Origin of the sequence: Sphingobacteruim zhuxiongii (assembly GCF_009557615.1) — a bacterium.
GTDB lineage: Bacteria > Bacteroidota > Bacteroidia > Sphingobacteriales > Sphingobacteriaceae > Sphingobacterium > Sphingobacterium zhuxiongii.
Genome location: NZ_CP045652.1, coordinates 2,883,723 through 2,902,527 on the forward strand (window position 1 = coordinate 2,883,723; position 18,805 = coordinate 2,902,527).

An 18,805-nucleotide genomic window follows, 5' to 3' on the forward strand; every position below is an offset into this window, starting at 1 on the left:
TGGTTTTATTTAATAAAAGCCGTTGCGTCAACTTCAAACTTTAAAATAGTACCAAGACAACCAATTAATGTCGTTCTTGCTGGAAAAGGAGCAGAAAAATACTCTCTATAAATCTCATTGAACTTAACCAAATCCTTCTCCTCAGCTACATAATTACGTACTTGTACAATATCGGCCATTGTTAATCCCGCAGCTTCAACGATACGCTTTAGATTGTCAAAAGAACGTCTACACTCATTCTCAAACGTGTCGTTAACAATCTTTCCATCCATATCCACAGACGCCTGACCAGAGATAAACAAAAACTGACCACATTTTACGCCCGGTGAAAACGGTAAGTGACTTTGAGGTACATCTTTTCCAAATACAAATTCTTTTTCCATGATTCTTTACTTTTCTATCTTTCTAATTATTTCTTCTTTTGTGTTAAGCGTTTGATCAACATATAAGCAATCTGCTTCTGTATATATTCGTGAAAGGGCCTGTTGATCTTTGAAACCATTCCCAGTAACGATGCAAACGATATGATCTGTTGCTTTTATTTTACCCACCGCTAATGCTTCTTTAACACCTGCTAATGCCACAGCACCGGCAGGTTCGCAATAGATCCCTTCTAATTGCGCAAGCATTTTCTGACATTCAAAAACGTCTTTATCCTCAACCAAAGCGGCGTCGCAAGCGGTAGATTTACTTTCTTCAAGAATGGCATCGACATCCAAAAGAGAAGAGACTTGTAATCCCGAAATCTTTGTCGTGCTATTTGCTATTGCTTTAGGTACTAACTGATCGCCAAGTAATACGGATGCAATGGTATCATTTCCTTTCGGTTGCACACAAAACAGCGTTGGAGAAACAGCCTTATTTACTTTATTCTTCCATTTCGCAAATCCGCGAACGATCGATAAATAAAGACCTCCGCCACCAGCAGGAACAAAGACTTGATTGACCTGTTCTAGCTCGTCAGCAATTTCGAAAGCAATTGTTTGAACGCCTTCCATTCCGTTTGGAGAGAATTTATAAGCGCTAATCTCCAATGAACAGTCATGTTTATCAGCAAGTTCATTTAGCGTATTCATCACCTCAACAGTGCAATGATCATTGATTCCAAAATCCTTAATCATTAATAATTCTGCGCCGTATACCCCCATCTGTTGGACTTTCCCAAATGGTGCTCCATCAACCAAACAAATGATGCATTTCATGTTAGCCGCAGCCGAATACGCAGCCAAAGCAGCACCCGTATTTCCACTGGAAGTCGCCAGAATGGCGTTCTTCCCTTGCTCCTGCGCATAGGCTACAGCCATCGCGGCAAAACGATCTTTATAGGATCCACTAGGGTTGAGATTCTCCAACTTAAAATAGAGATTTTCCAAGCCTAGAATTTTACCAATCTGCCTTGACTTGACTAATGGGGTATTTCCCTCTCCCAATGCTATCTGATAATCTTCACTTACCGATTGAAGTAATTCTTTGTATTTCCAAATACCTTTCAAAACTGGTTAGGTTTAAGTAATTTCTTGATATCGTAAGGATTGAAATTATGTTCCAATCCACCATCTATGGTGATGCAAGTTCCAGTAATAAAGCTTGCTTTTTCAGAGGCCAGCCAAACAAGTGCTTCAGCAATTTCTATCGCTTTTGCAGATCGATTTAAGGCTGTCCGATTTTCTACTTCGCGCTGAATATGACTACTCACATTATCGCCACTTGGATCCTCGTAATCTGTAGATAAGGAGGTATCAACACTTCCAGGGCGAATAGCAACGGCTCGAAACCCTTTTGGTCCGTATAACGTAGCCAATTCATAGGTTAAGCTCTCTATCGCACCTTTACATACCGTATAAGCAGATGCATAACCCGAGACGAAAGTTGACATCACGCTCGAAAGATTAAGTATACAACAAGACTGCCCGAGTGGAATGATGGCTTCTACGACATATTTCGAAAGAAATGCAGGTGCGGTGATACCAATTGCAATCGTCTTGTTCCAATCTTCCAATGTGCTTTCCGCAAGGCTTTCTGCCTTTCGCCAAATTGCGTTGTTGATCAACACATCAATTCTACTCCATTTGTCAAGTACCTGTTCTACTATCGATTTTAAAAATAAATCATCGGTTAAATCGCCCGTGATAAGTAAGGTCTGATCAGCATAATCTCTTAGATATGGATTCGCATGATGCATATCCTCTTCCGATTGATCGATTAGTGCTAAAGCATAGCCCTCCTCTAAAAATCGTTGAACTAAGGAGCGACCTATTCCACCAGCTGCCCCCGTAATGATGGCTACTCTTCTTTTCATAGCTATGACTTTATTTTTAAAATTCCACCGAGGGATTCCCCTTTCTTGACGATGGGAATCGAACGTATAAAGAGGACAATCCCATCCATATCTGCTAAAATATCTTTGGGGTTTAACATGTCGACATCGTAGATAATTCCCCAGCGATCACCAGCTTTTATCTGTTCGCCCACATGAACGGTCGGTTTAAACACAGCGTCGTATGGAGCGGCCATTTTTCCCTGCAGATAACCACCTCCAGGGGTAGGATCTTCGACAACATATTTCGGGCGTTTTCTACTTTTCGGAATAAAATCGAGCATATCTAGATCCCTGAGTATATTCAAACAACCTTGGATATAAGCATCGATAACTTTAGGTCTAACAGGTCCCGGGCCACCGAATTCTACATAAATTGCAGGAATTTGATGATCGCGGGCAACAGACAATGTTCGTCCTTCCGGCAAAGGATCTGTACCCCAGATTAATGGTAGTCCAAATGCCCTGGCCATTTTACGCTGCTTTGCTAGAACCGCTTTATCCTCATGTAGCATATAACCTGCTAGAGGATACAAATCAAAAAGCTGACCTCCCGTATGTAAATCAATTAAATAGTCGGATTTCTCAATCTCTCCAGCCGCCTTTGCTGCATATTGCATGGTGATTGAACCATTAGCGTCACCTGGACAGCTACGCGCCAAATCCAGACCATCTTCGCCACAACGAGCGCCTATTTCGAAGGCGCTCCTATTGACGATAGGCATGATTCTTACGATTCCTTTCTTTAGCTTGTTGCCTATAAATGCTTTCAATTGTGCAGCTGCAATCATGGGCTCATATTCATCGCCATGTACACCTGCCAATATGAGCACCGTAGGACCAATTTCGTCTGACCGAATCTCAATTAATCGCTCTATATTTTTCATCGCTTTCACGTATATCCCTGTCCCTTATTTTTCAGTCTTATTTGTATATATCTTTTAAACTCAATAAAGCTATATCCGTTACGTTTAGGTGAGATCGCTCTGATTGGCTACCTGCACAATACGATAACAGCACATTCTTTTTATCAAAATGAATACCCATATAGCAATACCAACCGTCAGGATCGATCTCAATATTTTTAACTTTTTGCCAAGTCTTTCCGTCATCTTTAGAGATTGCAATCGTCAATGGCGTACGCTCCCCTTTTGTCTCTTTATTTGATCCGTCATTGTTATTCCAAATCGCAAATAAATCACCGGTACTTGGTATACGTTCTATACTTGCTGGCGACAGCGGAGAATCTAAGTTGTATGCTACTGCAGCTGTCCAGCTCTGACCCTTATCTTTCGAATAAGAAACTAATTGCTTACCGCCTGTAGCACGTATAAACATCATAATATCGCCATTCTTCAATTCCACCACACCTGGCTCTTGCGTAATGATACCTTTAGGTGCCAATGCTTCAGAACCAGCTTTCCATGTTCTTCCATTATCATCCGAGTAGTAACTGAATAGATTACCATTTCCCGACATCTCTGAGTTCAGATTTTTGTGCCATGCAACCGCCATTAATAGACGCCCATTTTTCAATTGAATAACACGATCGTTATTTAAAACGAAATACCCTTGCTTATCTTGAATACATGCGATTGGATCCGACCATGTCTTTGCTTCATCTTTCGAGAAGCGAACATATGGGATACAATCATCTGTTGTGTTCTTACGTAGGTAGAACATCGCGATTTCTCCATTTTTCAAACGTAATAATGAAACAGACATCACATTCATGCCACCTTCATTGTTGAGCACACGCTCATCCGATGCAGTCCACGTTTTCCCACCGTCTTTTGAAATCCGACTCGCCAAATATGCTGGATCATGGTCCCCGCCATTGCCAGAAGTGTAGTGAGAATAGACAAATAAAATACTACCGTCCTTTAAGGTAACGAATGAACCTTCGCTATTACGAGGATTGGTTTGACTAGGTGCGAGTTTAAGTACAACATTATTCTTTAAATGGGGCACTTGTTGAGCTTGAGCGTCCGCAGTTCCTGCAAAACTCAATGAGCATACGGCCAAGCAAATGGCAAAGAAGTGTTTTTTCATAATGATCTATTTGGTTATTGTAGATATGTACTACATATTAAAATCTAAACTAGGGAATATTTTGTTAGATCGCAAGCCTTTTCGCAAAAAAAATAGATTCAAAACGTAGGTTTCTGTCCATAAAAAAACAGAAGATATAAAATAAGTATTACTTATATTTGTTGGCTAGACAACAACAAATTCTTAAAATGAAACTACAGGGGATAAAACCGATTGAAAACATGACGCAAGTCGACCGAATCGAGATGAACTTGCACGATTATTTTCGAAATGAGAACTTCTTACCTGGAGATTCTATTCCAAAAGAAATCGAACTAGCCGAAGCCATGGGCGTTAGTCGTACAGCAATGCGCGAAGCATTAACACGCTTTAAAACCTTAGGACTTATCGAATCTAAAAAGAACAGAGGCATGGTAATGACCGAGCCTGACGTCTTACAAAACATGAATGTGGTGATGAATCCTCGATTGTTAAATCAGGACACCATGCAGGACTTTTTCGAACTACGTTTAGTCATTGAAATGGGGATTGTCGATTTATTGTACGTCCGTAAGAACGATGAGAGCATCAAGAAATTAGAGGAAATCATTGAGAAAGAAGCGAATGCAAAAACCATCAATGAATCCCTAAAACTAGATATCGAATTCCACAGTACCCTATATAAAATTTCCGGTAACCATACAATTGAACGCTTTCAACGAATCTTGATGCCTGTATTCGATTACATGAAAAACACGTTACATATTCGCAGTCAAGAACAAACAGAAGATTATGTTTCGCATAAAGTCTTAATTAAGATTTTGAAAGATGGTACCGTTGAGGATTTCAGACAAGCGATGTACAAACACTTGATTCAATATTTCGAACAGATCAAATAATTAAGCATAATAATTAGAACAAAGCTAAAGGGGATGTATTAAGTACATCCCCTTTTCTATTTGGTTTTTAGGCTATCTTCCACTTTGACATATTTCATATTTTCCTTAGACCTGAAGCCTACTTTCAACGTAGCTTAGTCGTAGCTCAACCCATCATTTACGATCGAGAAGGTTGAAGGTCCGTATATGATAGGACTAAAGCATTAGGATGATTAATACAAGTTCAATCTAAGATAGCCTGAGAAACGCTGACAAAAAAAGCCGCTTGTGAAAGCGGCTCTTTTTGAAAAATAAATGGAAAATATACTATAAATAACCTTCGTTTTGTTGAATTTTAGGCTCCAAACTTAAAGTCGTCTCAGCAATCGGGAACAACTTTAAATAGTCTTTACCTTTTTTCGCCTGTAGTGATGGCACAAGATCAAAGGCTTTGTCGAAACGAATCAAATCCCACCAACGTTTTCCTTCTACTGCCAGTTCCAATAATCTCTCTTTTAAGATTGCATCATTGGCCAGCGTAGCCGAGCTATGTACATAGATGTGATTTGAATAATTCGCTCCATAGGCTCTTTTACGAACTTTATTGATAGCTTCCGTTGGGTCTTGATTTAAAGCGTTTTGCGCTTCTGCCTTCATTAATAAAACATCTGCATAACGGTAAAGAATGATATCATCAATAAAACGACGATTACCACCAATTACTGTTCCGCTAAATTTCGATACAGCTGAAGCAAAGACCTCTGTTCCGCCACCTGCTTTTGGAATATTGACTTCAATAAAGGTCGCATCCCGACGTTGATCATCGAGTGTAAACTGATTGCGTGCAAGCTGACTCATCGCCATAATTGGGAGTCCACCGAGTACGCCCAACTTATCTTTTGAGGCTTGATCTGCTGCGGAAGTCATATAAGCGCCAGACATATAGATGTTAGCAAAAATATTATCTCCAGCTTCCAAGTCTTGGAATCGAACCGCCATCAGCACTTCCTTATTTCCTTTGTTTTCGTAATCAAAAATCGAAGCGTAATTGTCCAATAAAGCGACATCGCTTTTTTCAATTTCTGCAATCGACGTCAAAGCTGCTTGGAAGTCATTTGCTCCCCCTCCCATTGTTTTTCCTGTCCACAAGTTTACTTCGGCTTTCAACGCATAGGTAGCAGGTTTCGACCACATATTTCTACCTGTTTTGAAATTCGAGTTTGGATAGAGACTTAATGCCGCTTCCATATCCGATTTGATGAGCTTCATGACTTCTTCTTTCGAGGAGCGCTCTTTCATAATCACTTCGGGCTTATAACCTTCGGTTGGGTCCGTAACGATTGGCAATGCTCCCCAAGTTTTAGTCAATACGAAATAAGCGTATGCACGCATGGTATAGGCTTCCGCTAGGACTTGATTTTTAACTGCATCAGAAGAATATGTAATTCCTGGTGCGAATTTCAATAGCAAATTGGCATCGTGAATGACCGTGTACATTCCTTGCCAAGTTGAATTAACCATTCCGTTACCGGCTGCAGTTCCTACATTTGCACGATCTAACTCATTAAAATAAAACACCTGCAAACCTGCTGCACCGGCAAGACTACGGTCCATTGTTTCTGCTCGTAATTCACCCCAGGCGAACAGGTTGCCTATCGCTTGTCCACGTAATCGAACATACATGCCATTCAATGCGCCTGTAACGTCGGCTTCGGATTTCCAAAAGGACTGGTTAGAAATTTGACTAACAGGATCCAATTCTAATGTTTTTGTGCAAGAAGCCATTGACATCAATAGCACTGCACTATATGTTAATAGATTTTTTACTTTCATCTTCATGGTCTTAAACTTAAAATGTCAAATTAGCACCAATAACTATTGTTCTTGGAATCGGATAACGACCGTTATCAGTTCCTCCTTCTTCTGGATTTAACCCTCTATACTTAGTGAAATAATGAAGATTAGATCCTGTCACATTGAATCTCAATTGACTGATTTTCAATGGAGCAATTAGTGACTCGGGCAACGTATAACTTAGGGTTACCTCACGTAAAGCTAGATAATCACCTTTCTCATAATAGTAAGAGTTTCCACGGAAAATATTACTGCGCGCCTGTTGATCTGCCCAATACACACGTGGTACATCAGTTACATCACCCTGCTTCTGCCAAGAATTTAATAATAAGGTTGATAAGCCATTTTCTCCTTGAAATTGACCTACACTTGTTGCTAAAGTATAGTTGTAAATAGTGTGTCCGGTTGTATAGTCCATACGCACGGATAAACCTACATTCTTATAAGCAAATGAATTGGTAAAACCACCCGTCCATGTCGGATATATATTTCCGACAAAAGCACGGTCGCGAGAATCAATCTCCCCATTTCCATCTAAATCTTCCCAATTCACATCACCGCCAAATTTAGTTTTATCCGTTAATGGCACCATCAGGTCTTTTGGTCCTTTTGCCGCATCTTCATCAGTCGCATAGATTCCTAGCTGATGGTAAGCATATAAATCGCCCGGTTTTCCACCTTCCTGTAAACCACCTACCCATGCATAATCCCCTTTTGAAGGCACATAAACATAATCCCCGCCAATACGATTAAACTCAACACCGTTGGCTGGTAAACTCTTAATTTTGTTTTTAACATGTGCAGAATTTAACGAAACGTTCCAACGCAAAGGAGAGCTATCACGTAAAATGCCAGCGGTTAATTCCAGCTCGACACCTCTATTTTCTAAACTTCCTAAGTTGGTTAATATACTAGCAAATCCAGTAGAATGCGGTAATGCCATGCTGGTTAATAAGTTGTCCGTCACACGACGATAAACGTCGACCATCAGGTTTAATCTTCCATTAAAGAAACCCATGTCTGTACCAAAGTTTAGAGTTTTCGACTCTTCCCAAGTCAGTTCAGGATTAGCTAGTGTATTGTTCATAATGGCTGCTGAGCCGGCATAACGTTGACCTACAGAATACTGTCCCTGAGCATCATATGGGCCTAATGCGCCAATATTTCCATTCACACCATAACTTGCTCTAAGTTTAAATTGCGACACGGTGTTCTTGATATCAGACCAAAACGGTTCGTTATGTACGTTCCATCCAGCAGAAATACCTGGAAAGAATCCCCATTTCGTGTCCCCTAAATTGGAAGCCCCATCATAGCGGAGATTGAAAGAAAGTAAATATTTCTGCAAATAATTATAGTTTATTCTGGTAAAGTAACCAATGATTCGCATTTGCGTTTCTGTTCCGTTGACAGATACAGCCTCTGCGGATCCATTTAATGTTGGAATTAAATCTGTCGCAGCTTTACGGCCTGCGGCAGCAATGCTAGAGTTTACATTTTGGAAGTACGAAAAACCTACTTTTGCTTCGATATCGTGCTTTTCATGGATATTCGTTTTATAAGTAAATACTCCATCAGCTTGGTGTTGTTGAAGCTTCGTAAAACCAGCACTCGCGTCGCGAGCATCTACATATGTACTTACCCCATTGTAGTAGGCTTGTTGGAAGAATCTATTATCTGTTGTTACTTGGTATAGCGAAAACTGCGGAGAAAAGTCCAATCCTGGAAGAATATCCCATTTACCGCCAACAGAAATCGTTAAGTTATCATTGCTATTCTTGGAATCAATCTTACCTAAGTAGTATTCTGGATTACCAATCGTACTACCAATCCCTGGTGCTAAAGATCCGTCTTCAAAAGTATATTTAGCAACTGGAGGCAAGGCTAGTGAACGTCCGAACATATTGTTTTCTGTACCGAATACAGACTTATTGCGCATATTAGAATAAAGCAAACGTCCAAATACAGTCAAGTTTTCGGCAGCTTGTACTTCACCATTTAAGTTTACAGAAAGTCTTTTGTAATCGGTATCTAGCGCAATCCCCTCATTGTCTAAATACCCCATTCCTAGATTAAACTTCGCTTTTTCACTTCCGCCAGCGAACGATAGGTTGTGGTTGTTTGTATTACCTGTATTAAAAAGTACATCTTGATAATCGGTACTTTTAAAAATAATCGTTCTCGATGGATCGATTGGATCTGGCATGCTTTCCCAACCCTCATTTAACTTATGCTTATTTGCATCTGTTAAATATTGCGTTGTAAAGGCTGTTTTATTGGTTAAATCATTCCCTGCACCACCGCTAGTTGCTAAGCCGAGCTTTGTCAATTGCGTAGGATCTTGGTTTGCTCTAGCTGCAATACCCAAGCGCTGGAAGTAAATATAATCACGACCTCCAAGCAGGTCAAACTTTTTCTGCACGTTAGAGAATCCTCGATCATAACCATAATCAACTTGTACTTTTCCTTCTTTACCAGATTTTGTTGTCACTAAGACAACCCCATTAGCACCACGCGCACCATAAATCGCAGTGGAGGCCGCATCTTTTAAAACCTGAAGTGACTCAATATCATTTGCGTTAATATTATTGATATCTGAGCGCAAGATTCCATCGACAATGTATAAAGGTGATGCACCATTGGGATTATTAATTGAAGTTCCGCCGCGTACTATGACACGTGGAGCGGCACCTGGTTGTCCGGAAGTGCTTTGAACGCGAACACCCGGTAAGGTTCCTTGTAAAGCACTTGCCACGTTTGCCAAGGGTACATTCTCCAACACTTTTTTATCGAGTTTCGAAATAGAGGTTGTTAATGTTTCTCTAGACTGCGTACCGTAGCCAACTACAACAACTTCACCTACACTTGTATTATCGTCGGCGAGCGTTACATTGATTGTCGATTGACTTCCTACAGGCACTTCCTTAGGTTGCTTGCCGATATAATTGAACACCAAAATTGCCGAATTCGATTTGACAGTTAAATTAAAGGCTCCACTTTCATCTGTTGAAATCGCGTTGTTGGTTCCTTTTTCAGTAACGGTAACCCCTGAGAGCACCGTCCCGCTTTCATCGGTCACTTTCCCCTTGATAGCGGTTTGGGCAAATGCCAGATTGACCAATACCACAAGAAGAAAAGTTAGCGTCATTTTGTAAAACTTCTCATTGATTTTCATAATTCATTTATTTGAGTTTATTTAATCTTGGTTATTTCATTAGGTCTTTGCGTTGATGATTATTTTAATGTAGACTCTAATTGGTTCAATATTTTTCTTACTTCCTCAGCATCCCAAGTACCCTGTCCTTTGGCCAAAGGTGCAACGGTATCACCGATATCGATTTGATATTTTTGCTGCATGGCAACTCTTAAGAAGGTCCAAATATTCGGCAATACATATTCGATTATGCGCTGAAACTCTAACATAAAACGACGTGCAAGTTCGAAATCGCCCGCTTTGAATTTATTAAGCACATATTTACATTCTGCTCCCCATAGATTGTAAAATGTACCTATCGCACCAACTGTACCGGATAACGCAGCTTGACAAATCAGCTCATCCGCTCCGCTAAACAACTTCAATTTATCTCCTGCGATATTATGGATACGACTAATTTCTAGCATATTACCGGTGGTTAATTTCATCCCCTCAATAAATGGGATTTCTAATACTGCAGCAATAAAATCCTCGAAATTTCCGGGTATCGAATTGTTACCTAGCTGATAGGGAAAGAAGGGCAATTGTCCCGCTTTAGCTATTTCAGAATAATGGTGTAAAGCCATTTTTGGTCCGCCTCCAAAATAAATAGGTCCAACAGAAGATACTGCAGCTGCACCTACTTCTGAGGCATGTTCAGCAAGTTTACAAGCATCTCTCGTCGCTAATGTGCCCACTTGTACCATCACGGGAATACGCCCTTTGACAACCGTCAAAACCGTCTCTAATACTTGCTTTCTATCTTCATCATTAAACAAGATTCCTTGTCCGGTAGATCCTAGCACGTAAAGGCCATCAACCTCTTGTGTTACTAATGTATCACATAACTTCTCTAGCTGTGCAAAATTAGGTCGTTCGTTTTCGGAGACAGGTGTAAATAGCGCTGGCCATAGCCCTTTGAATTGCGTTTGATTATTCATTTATAAGTATTTTGTTTTTATTGGTTATTCGAATACATTAATATGTATTACATATGTAAATATAAACAAGGTTTTCAAATAAAAAAATGAATCGAATAATATTTTTTAATTGGAATGCTGGGAAGGTGTTACGATGATTGGCGTAGCTCGCCAATGGTAAATTGACCTACATTACGTCATAACAAGGGCTTTTTAAATCAAACAGGGCATGAAAAACCTGTCGTTTAAAAGCGTTTGATTGGCCTTTAAATAAGACCATTTAAGATGAGAAAAGGTACTGCGAAAAGAAAGTATGGTTAATCTATAATCTTCAAATTGGGATGATCTTCATGATTGATATGTGCCTTATGCCCTGCCATTTCCAAGGAGGTTTCTTCAATCATCTTACTCATAGCATTTAATGCTAAATCATTGGCTTCGCTTCCGAAAGGTTCTTCAATTTCGTCTGCAATGGCTTCAAACGCGACAAACGTGTAGGCAATAAAAGAGACGATAAATGGTGTGAACCAACTTAAGCTATCTACTAATCCAAAAGGTAATAAGAAACAATAGATGTAGACGGTTCGATGAAGTAAAACAGAATAGCTGTAAGGAATTGGAGTGGATGCAATTCGTTCACAACCACCAAGAATATCGGATAACTTATCCAGATTTTCGTCAATTCGAGCCTGCTGTATACTATCAATATACTGCTTGGCTCTAATGTCCTGTAACCACTCGCCCATCAGTTGCATAATGACTGCTGGTTTATACTTTGCTTCCTTTGCGCGTTTAACGTGCAGTTCAGACAAATGAATTTCCAAATCAGCACCTGCATCACTACCACGTAATTGATGCTTCAAGGCATATATAAAAGCAATATTTAGATTCAGGAAAACGAGAATTTCTTCTTTACTAAGGTATCCATTAGTTAAGGTAATTACCTGACGTGTTAGGGCTCGAGAAACGTTGAGCAATGCGCCCCAGAGTTTACGTCCCTCCCAAAATCGATCATAGCTAGCGTTATTTCTAAAACCTAGAAATAATGCTAAGACGAAGCCAAATAGTGTAAAGGGTGCTGGATTGAGTGGAACCTTATAATCAAGCAACGTTCCATGGAAATAAACCACAAGTACAGAAAGTATAAAAATGAGGATTAAACGAGGCAACACTCTAGGTAGTACGGAGCCTTCCCAGATAAATAACATCCTAAACCAATTTTCTTTTTTACGTACAATCATGAGGCGAATTCTCGAGGCATATTGATTTGATCGAAACAAATATAACACCTTTTTTATCGAAAGAGATAGTCTCGTATTGTTGAGCCTAGTGTTTGTTAAATTTGACTTATATAAAACTAGAAACCCTCGACTTGAGATCGAGGGTTTACATGAAAACTAATTTAACTAATATGGAATTTTTATCGAACGAATAATGCGTTCTCTGTTTGTTCTAATGTACTATAGACTTTATATAAGGCTCTAGGAACGTGAAAACATCCTTTCCATTTACCACCTTTTAGCGTTAGTAATGGATTTCCTTGACGATTCAGGTATCCGTACCACTCGCCGAATTCTGGATCGCTAAATCTGTTGAATGCATAGTTATCCAACTTCTCAAACCATTCTTTACAATCTTGACGTCCTGTATACGCATAACCTTTTGCCATACATACAAGCGCCTCAAGATGTACCCACCATAATTTCTGATCCCACTCTAATTGTAGAAGTGGCTTATCTAATATATCCTTGAAATAAAGAATACCTTCAAACTCGTTATCCCATCCATAGTTTAGCGCACGGATCGCAATGTCAATACAGCGGTTCATCAATTCACCATCTTCTCTACGTATAGCTAGGTCCATCATAAACCACATAGCCTCGATAATATGACCTGGATTCACCAAACGCCCTTCGAATGTGTCGGAAAACGATCCATCAAGATTAACACTCTCCATGATAAGCCCGGTATCCTTTTGATAAAACACTTCCATCACTTCATGCATTACCTCATCGATCAAACGATCGACAGTTTGCTTATCGATTATGTGTTCTAATTCCAGTGCTAGATTACTAAGAATCATAGGTAAAGAAAACCCTTTAAGGGAGCGGGTATTCGGGAATTGTTTGTTGTATTTTCCTTTCGGGTTGTCACGACGCTCTAGAATTCGATTAAACGTATCTACCGCGACTTGCGCATACTCGTCTTTATTTTCGATTTTGTATAAGGCACTTAAGCCCATGGTTGCGAAACAATCTGAAAAGATATTATAGGGCTGCACTAGAGGTTTTCCTGTGCGGTCTAAAGCAAAATACCAATCTCCTTGTGCATCTCTTCCATTCTTCAAGATAAACTCTGCCCCTTGGATCGCCATTGCCTTCCACTCTGCATTTTGCTCCACTTCGTTATACATTGTCGCCATAGTCCAAATTTGACGTCCTTGCAACCACATAAACTTATCGGTTTCAAAAACGCGACCTTCGCGATCTAAACAGGTGAAGTATCCTCCAAATTCATTATCGTTCGAATTCTTCGTCCAAAATGGAAGGACATTCTGCAGCAGTTCCTGTTTATACTTATTCACAAAATCCATCATATCTTTTGCTTATTTCAATTTTTCTAAATACTCTTTGTATCGGTTAAATAAATGTCCAGCCTGTAAATAAGCAGACTGTGGGCTCATAAAATGTGAAAACTCAAACGTTATTGCTTTATCATAACCAGCATTACGTGCGGCTTCCAACTTAAGTCTTAATTTTTCAAATTTAATTGGCAAGAACTTAATCGGCATATCGCGGTCGAAAGACTCAGCATTGGTCCAGCATTCCATACCATATCGATCTGCAAGTTTTTTATTTACAGAAAAGAAGTCTTCAAGTTCATGGTAATCGATGTGACCATCTTGAAAGGCAACTGCATCTACGGCGTGGTGTATTTCATGGAAGATCTCATCCCATTCGCGCTCATGTTCTTGGATAGAAACGACATCAGCCTTCGATAATGAAGAAGAGGAAGCCATAACAGCTTTCTTACCATCAATCCAAGGAGATATCAAGGTCGGAAGATTATTACTAACACCTTTACATTGCTCCCCTAAAACACGGAAAGCTGTAGCAGCACCTTTGGTTTTGCGACTAATTTCCATGCTGAGGTACCAACCGCCAAAGCTTGAATAATGACCATATTTAGACCAAACCTCATCGATCACATAGCGATTCGCATCGATCTCATGTTGCATATTTCCAGTATCCCAATAGCGTCCGCTATCGTAAAGTCCGAAATAAAACTTTAAGCCATGCTTTTCAGCAAGCTGAAGAAACATTTCGACCAAGTCTTCACTTGGCGCATAGCATCCATATTCTTTTTGCAACCAAGGTGAAGGATACGTTATAAAACGACGGTAACCGCTACGAATCATGATGACTGTATCGATCCCGACGGACTTCATATGTGCAAAATCCTGATCCCACTCTGCTCTTCCCCAGTTTTGATGAGGAATATCATGACTGATTTCGTCAATAAAAGTTCCTGTAATTCTCATTATAAATATTTCTTAGCTTTCAGATATTCTACCCAACGGATATAACCTTCCGTATTAATGTGAATACCATCTGATGTATACTTTTCTAATAATTTATCTCCCTCGCCGAGTACATTGCTCAACTCAACATAAGTCAACTTATATTTTGTGGCAAGCACTTGAATTCCGGTATTTAAATTTCTAATCGCCTGTGCTTTGCCCTTCAGATAATCATACTTGATCACATCTTCGTTGAGTGGCAAGGTACTTTGTACATATATCTTGGTCTTCGGACTATTTTTCTTAATAATTTGAATCACTTCCTCATAGTTTTTTAAAGACCATTCTGTTGGAAGCCCTCTTCCGATATCGTTAATGCCCATCATTAAGAATATCTTTTTCGGTTTAGTTTTCACAACATCAGCAACACGAGCTTTCATCCCAAATGTATTATCTCCACCAATACCGCGATTTCCAATTTTAAGCTTTCCGCCAATCAGTTCTTGCCAAGGACCACGCTCCGTGATACTATTTCCAAAAAACACCAAGTCTGTCTTTGTATCTTTTAATCCTTGATAAAGCTTCTCACGCGAAACGTAATACCAGTTATTGTATGTGCTATCTCTAGACAGTTCTTTCTTCTCCTGTGCGTTTCCTTGTGTAAAGCAAAGAAGGGTCGCTATAATCAATAAACAAGTTTTCATCTTATAAGTATTTCTTGGCTTTTAAATAATTGATATATGGGATATAGGCTGCTACTTCCAAATGAATACCATCTGGTGTCATATCCGCTTTTAACTGACCCTTTTCATCCGCAATTACTGGATATAAATCAACGAAAGTAACATTTTTATAAGTAGTGCTCAATTGCTTCAACTCCGTATTGATTTTTGATAGGTCTGTATTTTTAACCTGCTTAAATGCTTCGATTAATTTAGCGTCATTGATAGGCAATAGGCTACTCAAATAGATTTGAGTTTTAGGGGACTCTTGTTGTATACGTTTAATAATCTTATTATAATTTGCGATTATCATAGCTGCAGGTACATTTCTCTTTAAGTCGTTCACCCCAATCATCAAGAAAACCTTTTTAGGTTGATGACGAATTATCTCCTCCAAGCGAGCAACAACACCGAAAGAAATATCACCGCTAATTCCTCTATTTAATATTGGCAATTCAGGAGCAATATCTTCCCAGCGACCCGCCTCTGTTAAACTGTCACCCAAGAAAATAACAGCGCCCTTCTTTACTGGCATCTTATTGAAGAAAGCGACACGATCAGTATAGCCAGAAAAAACATAATTACTATCTACCGCCACTTGCGCGTTAAGACTCTTAGTCAAGAGACCTAACATGATTAAACTAAAATATTTCAATTTCATTTATGTATCGTTAGTATGTTTATAATCGAATTTATGAACGCCAAAACCATTGACGTCTTGTACAATAACCGGTAAAAAAGATCATGAGCACAATAAATATGACTGTTCTAATTAGCCCTAAATAGGGACTTGTACTACCAAGTTGATCTAATACAGGCAATACCTGAATTAATCCTAAGATCGGCGTAATAAAAAACGCGGAGACACTATAGGCAATCATTGGATTTTGACCACAGCGTACTAAGGATTGGATAATCATATTATTCTTCCAGAATGTTACTAAGTAGTCACATGTTAGATAAAATATAAATGCCAATCCGCTTGTGATAAACCAATAGCTGAAAGTTGATGGATCTTTTTTGATCCCACCATCAAGGGGCTCGAAGAATAAGCCCATTGTTGAAAATGCAAAACCACATAATACTAACTGTTTGTAAAAAGCGATTTTACCTACCGTTTTATCTTTCAATAGAAAATAAAACACCAATGCGAACAGGGCGTGCCCTATTAAATCAAGCATGATCCATCGTTCATATAAACAAACAACATGGAATGCGACAAACAAGAACCCTAGAGTTGCAAGAATAGCTGTTGATTTCTTTTCTTCATCAGTAAAAGGAGTTTGAAAGATCTCCTTATGCTTCCATATCAGATCTCCCAATATAGAACCAGGTAAGACTATACATAGGTATTTTAGAAATGCAAAGTTATAGAACCAGTGTATCTCAGGATGAAAATTCCAAATGTAAGCCGTCCAACTTCCCGGGATATCCTTGGTAAACCAAATACCCATGAAGCATATAAGAATTACAATTCTTATAAAAATATTATTGGCCGATAGCAGCCAAAATAAGGTTCCGAATACTGCCATATTGGCTAGTACTAGAATGATAATATTACTTTTTTCTTTGTGAAACGTATTGCCTAATACCTCGCTATGATAATATGTGAGTAGGATAAGTATCAAGGCCCCTAAGGCTTGAAGACCATATTTTCTCCATACGGTTCCCTCAAAGCGCATAAAAAGTAAAAAGAACGCGGCAAAGGCTGTTAATGAGCTAAGATAGTTTAATGTCTTACTCCCAGTTAGATTTTCTGGAGTCAAATATGCTAATGCAATTGCAAATACGACAAGTAAAAGTCCTCTCCTAAGTATGATTTTACTTATCGAGCCGAACTTTCCTGCATCATAAGATTTCTTGAGGGCAAATGGGAACGCAGCCCCCATAGAAAAAAGAAAAAAAGGAAAAACTAAATCTACCCATGTTATGCCAGGTCGATCTGGATTAAACTTGAAGTCAGGTGGGGCTACTTGTGCATGATACATCCAACCTGGAAATTCAGATGTCCAAGGAATCACTGCAGCCAAAACCATCCCAACTATCGCCAATCCTCTTAACAGATCGATACTGAGATTTCTATATTTTTTTACAGGTGTATTCAAGTTATTATTCCTTTAAATTTTGTTGTAAAGGTCTGTTTCTGTCGAGCAGTAACAGACCTAGGTTGGTTGATTACAATATTTTTATTTTAAGTCGATCGGCACCAAAATCATTGGCGTCGGTAGACAGGATGCACCCGGAGGCGAATACGTGAAATTAATCTCTTGAATTTCTTTCTTCGGGTCTGGTTTGTAAATCTTAATTAAAATCGCTTCAGGAGCAGCTCTAGTGACAAGCTGGTTGCTAGGATACTGGCTTATTGATTTTTTGCCTTGCGCATCGAAAACCTCCATCGTTAATCCCATGCCGCCACACCACTGATTGTCTGCAGAACGACTATTCCATGTGATTAATGCAAGTCCTTTACCGTCTGTACTTTTCCACTTGATATTAGTGTCGTATAATACGCCGTAGTTTCCAGCATTCTTGGCAGGCTGTTTATCTGAACCGATTGTACCTGTGATCCAAGGATCATCTTCACCATCAGCAATAATCAACTGTTGAACCCCTTGTTTAGTATCTAACGTATCTGCACTTACAATCTTGTAGTTAGATACTGGGAATATGCCACGTCCTGCATTCACATGACTAAATGGAACGATAGTATCTATTTTAGAAAACGCTTCTGCTGTATTACGATCTGGTGCCGTTTGAACAACAGAAATCAAAGCAGGTTGATCTACTACAAATTCATAAATACCGTGAACAAGTTCATCGTATTTAGCAATTTGTTTTTCCATTTGATCATCGATTGGAATTACTTCTCCTGGTTTGATTACTTTCACTACATTCACTTCTTCCGATCTGAAGTAATCTTCTAAACCTTGCTTTCCAATTTTGAAATAATTAGTACTTGGTGCTTGAGAAGAAAATTTAAGCATTCTTAAGTGCAAATTTTCTTTTCCAAGATTCTTAATAACGGCATTAATTTTTCTAGAAATCTGTGTCGGTTCCTTTACACCATTTACATTGTAAACATATAATCTCACTGCTCCAAGAGCTACTTGCTCTTGCATTACGATAGCCTCAGGAATACGAATATATTCAGGGTCATCGGAAATCAAAAACTGAGGGCCAGGAACAACGGTTTGTTTAAAAGCAATTTTCTTAAAATCAGGTTTTAGAAAGTTCTTTAAAATAACCGTCTCTCCTTCTTTCGCATTTCTCAGCGTTTTAGAGATTGTAGATAGATTTTCTTGAGCCAACGATACTTGTTGAAACAAGAACGGAATAGCAAGTAATGTGATAAATTTTTTAAGCATGAAAA

Annotated in this window: 16 protein-coding genes; 1 reads left to right on the forward strand and 15 read right to left on the reverse strand. The window is 39.2% G+C overall.

The features are described from left to right. Positions 1–5 precede the first annotated feature (5 nt). The 5 genes from GFH32_RS12290 to GFH32_RS12310 are packed head-to-tail and all read right to left on the reverse strand — an operon-like array spanning position 6 to position 4,369. Positions 6–383, reverse strand: a complete 378-nt coding sequence (locus GFH32_RS12290; protein ID WP_153511884.1) for a RidA family protein — start codon at positions 381–383, stop codon at positions 6–8. Between the two features lie 6 nt (positions 384–389). Further along, complete coding sequence (locus tag GFH32_RS12295; protein WP_153511885.1) at positions 390–1,493, reverse strand: pyridoxal-phosphate dependent enzyme; 1,104 nt, start codon at positions 1,491–1,493, stop codon at positions 390–392. Beyond that, entirely contained in the window at positions 1,490–2,299 is an 810-nt protein-coding gene (locus tag GFH32_RS12300; RefSeq protein WP_153511886.1) for an SDR family NAD(P)-dependent oxidoreductase, read from the reverse strand. Before GFH32_RS12300 ends, GFH32_RS12295 begins: the two co-directional genes overlap by 4 nt. Before the next feature lie 2 nt (positions 2,300–2,301). Beyond that, positions 2,302–3,204, reverse strand: coding sequence for a succinylglutamate desuccinylase/aspartoacylase family protein (locus tag GFH32_RS12305; protein WP_153511887.1), 903 nt, complete (start codon positions 3,202–3,204; stop codon positions 2,302–2,304). Positions 3,205–3,241: 37 nt separating this feature from the next. Further along, positions 3,242–4,369 carry a sialidase family protein gene (locus tag GFH32_RS12310; protein ID WP_153511888.1) on the reverse strand — a complete coding sequence of 376 codons (1,128 nt, stop codon included), beginning with the start codon at positions 4,367–4,369 and terminating at the stop codon, positions 3,242–3,244. Between the two features lie 221 nt (positions 4,370–4,590). On the opposite strand from GFH32_RS12310, the gene GFH32_RS12315 reads away from it, so the two are divergent. After that, complete coding sequence (locus GFH32_RS12315; protein ID WP_228384125.1) at positions 4,591–5,247, forward strand: FadR/GntR family transcriptional regulator; 657 nt, start codon at positions 4,591–4,593, stop codon at positions 5,245–5,247. A gap of 306 nt (positions 5,248–5,553) precedes the next feature. On the opposite strand, the gene GFH32_RS12320 is transcribed toward GFH32_RS12315, so the two are convergent. From GFH32_RS12320 to GFH32_RS12365, 10 genes are all read right to left on the reverse strand, one after another. Further along, positions 5,554–7,065 carry a RagB/SusD family nutrient uptake outer membrane protein gene (locus tag GFH32_RS12320; protein WP_228384126.1) on the reverse strand — a complete coding sequence of 504 codons (1,512 nt, stop codon included), beginning with the start codon at positions 7,063–7,065 and terminating at the stop codon, positions 5,554–5,556. A gap of 10 nt (positions 7,066–7,075) precedes the next feature. Continuing rightward, on the reverse strand, positions 7,076–10,228 hold the full coding sequence (locus GFH32_RS12325; RefSeq protein ID WP_153513072.1) for a SusC/RagA family TonB-linked outer membrane protein: 3,153 nt from the start codon (positions 10,226–10,228) through the stop codon (positions 7,076–7,078). A gap of 86 nt (positions 10,229–10,314) precedes the next feature. Beyond that, the gene (locus GFH32_RS12330; protein WP_153511890.1) at positions 10,315–11,214 is read right to left on the reverse strand and encodes a dihydrodipicolinate synthase family protein; all 900 of its coding nucleotides are present in this window, start codon (positions 11,212–11,214) and stop codon (positions 10,315–10,317) included. A 296-nt stretch (positions 11,215–11,510) separates the two neighbouring features. Continuing rightward, positions 11,511–12,434 carry a bestrophin family protein gene (locus GFH32_RS12335; protein ID WP_153511891.1) on the reverse strand — a complete coding sequence of 308 codons (924 nt, stop codon included), beginning with the start codon at positions 12,432–12,434 and terminating at the stop codon, positions 11,511–11,513. Between the two features lie 179 nt (positions 12,435–12,613). Further along, the gene (locus tag GFH32_RS12340) at positions 12,614–13,789 is read right to left on the reverse strand and encodes a n-acyl-d-glucosamine 2-epimerase (protein ID WP_153511892.1); all 1,176 of its coding nucleotides are present in this window, start codon (positions 13,787–13,789) and stop codon (positions 12,614–12,616) included. A gap of 9 nt (positions 13,790–13,798) precedes the next feature. After that, the gene (locus GFH32_RS12345) at positions 13,799–14,734 is read right to left on the reverse strand and encodes a DUF4434 domain-containing protein (RefSeq protein WP_153511893.1); all 936 of its coding nucleotides are present in this window, start codon (positions 14,732–14,734) and stop codon (positions 13,799–13,801) included. Next, positions 14,734–15,417, reverse strand: a complete 684-nt coding sequence (locus GFH32_RS12350; RefSeq protein WP_153511894.1) for a GDSL-type esterase/lipase family protein — start codon at positions 15,415–15,417, stop codon at positions 14,734–14,736. Before GFH32_RS12350 ends, GFH32_RS12345 begins: the two co-directional genes overlap by 1 nt. Before the next feature lies 1 nt (position 15,418). After that, positions 15,419–16,096, reverse strand: a complete 678-nt coding sequence (locus GFH32_RS12355; RefSeq protein ID WP_153511895.1) for a GDSL-type esterase/lipase family protein — start codon at positions 16,094–16,096, stop codon at positions 15,419–15,421. A gap of 31 nt (positions 16,097–16,127) precedes the next feature. Then, positions 16,128–17,540, reverse strand: a complete 1,413-nt coding sequence (locus tag GFH32_RS12360) for a DUF5009 domain-containing protein (protein WP_153511896.1) — start codon at positions 17,538–17,540, stop codon at positions 16,128–16,130. A gap of 81 nt (positions 17,541–17,621) precedes the next feature. After that, positions 17,622–18,800, reverse strand: coding sequence for a copper amine oxidase (locus tag GFH32_RS12365; RefSeq protein ID WP_228384127.1), 1,179 nt, complete (start codon positions 18,798–18,800; stop codon positions 17,622–17,624). Positions 18,801–18,805: the final 5 nt, after the last annotated feature.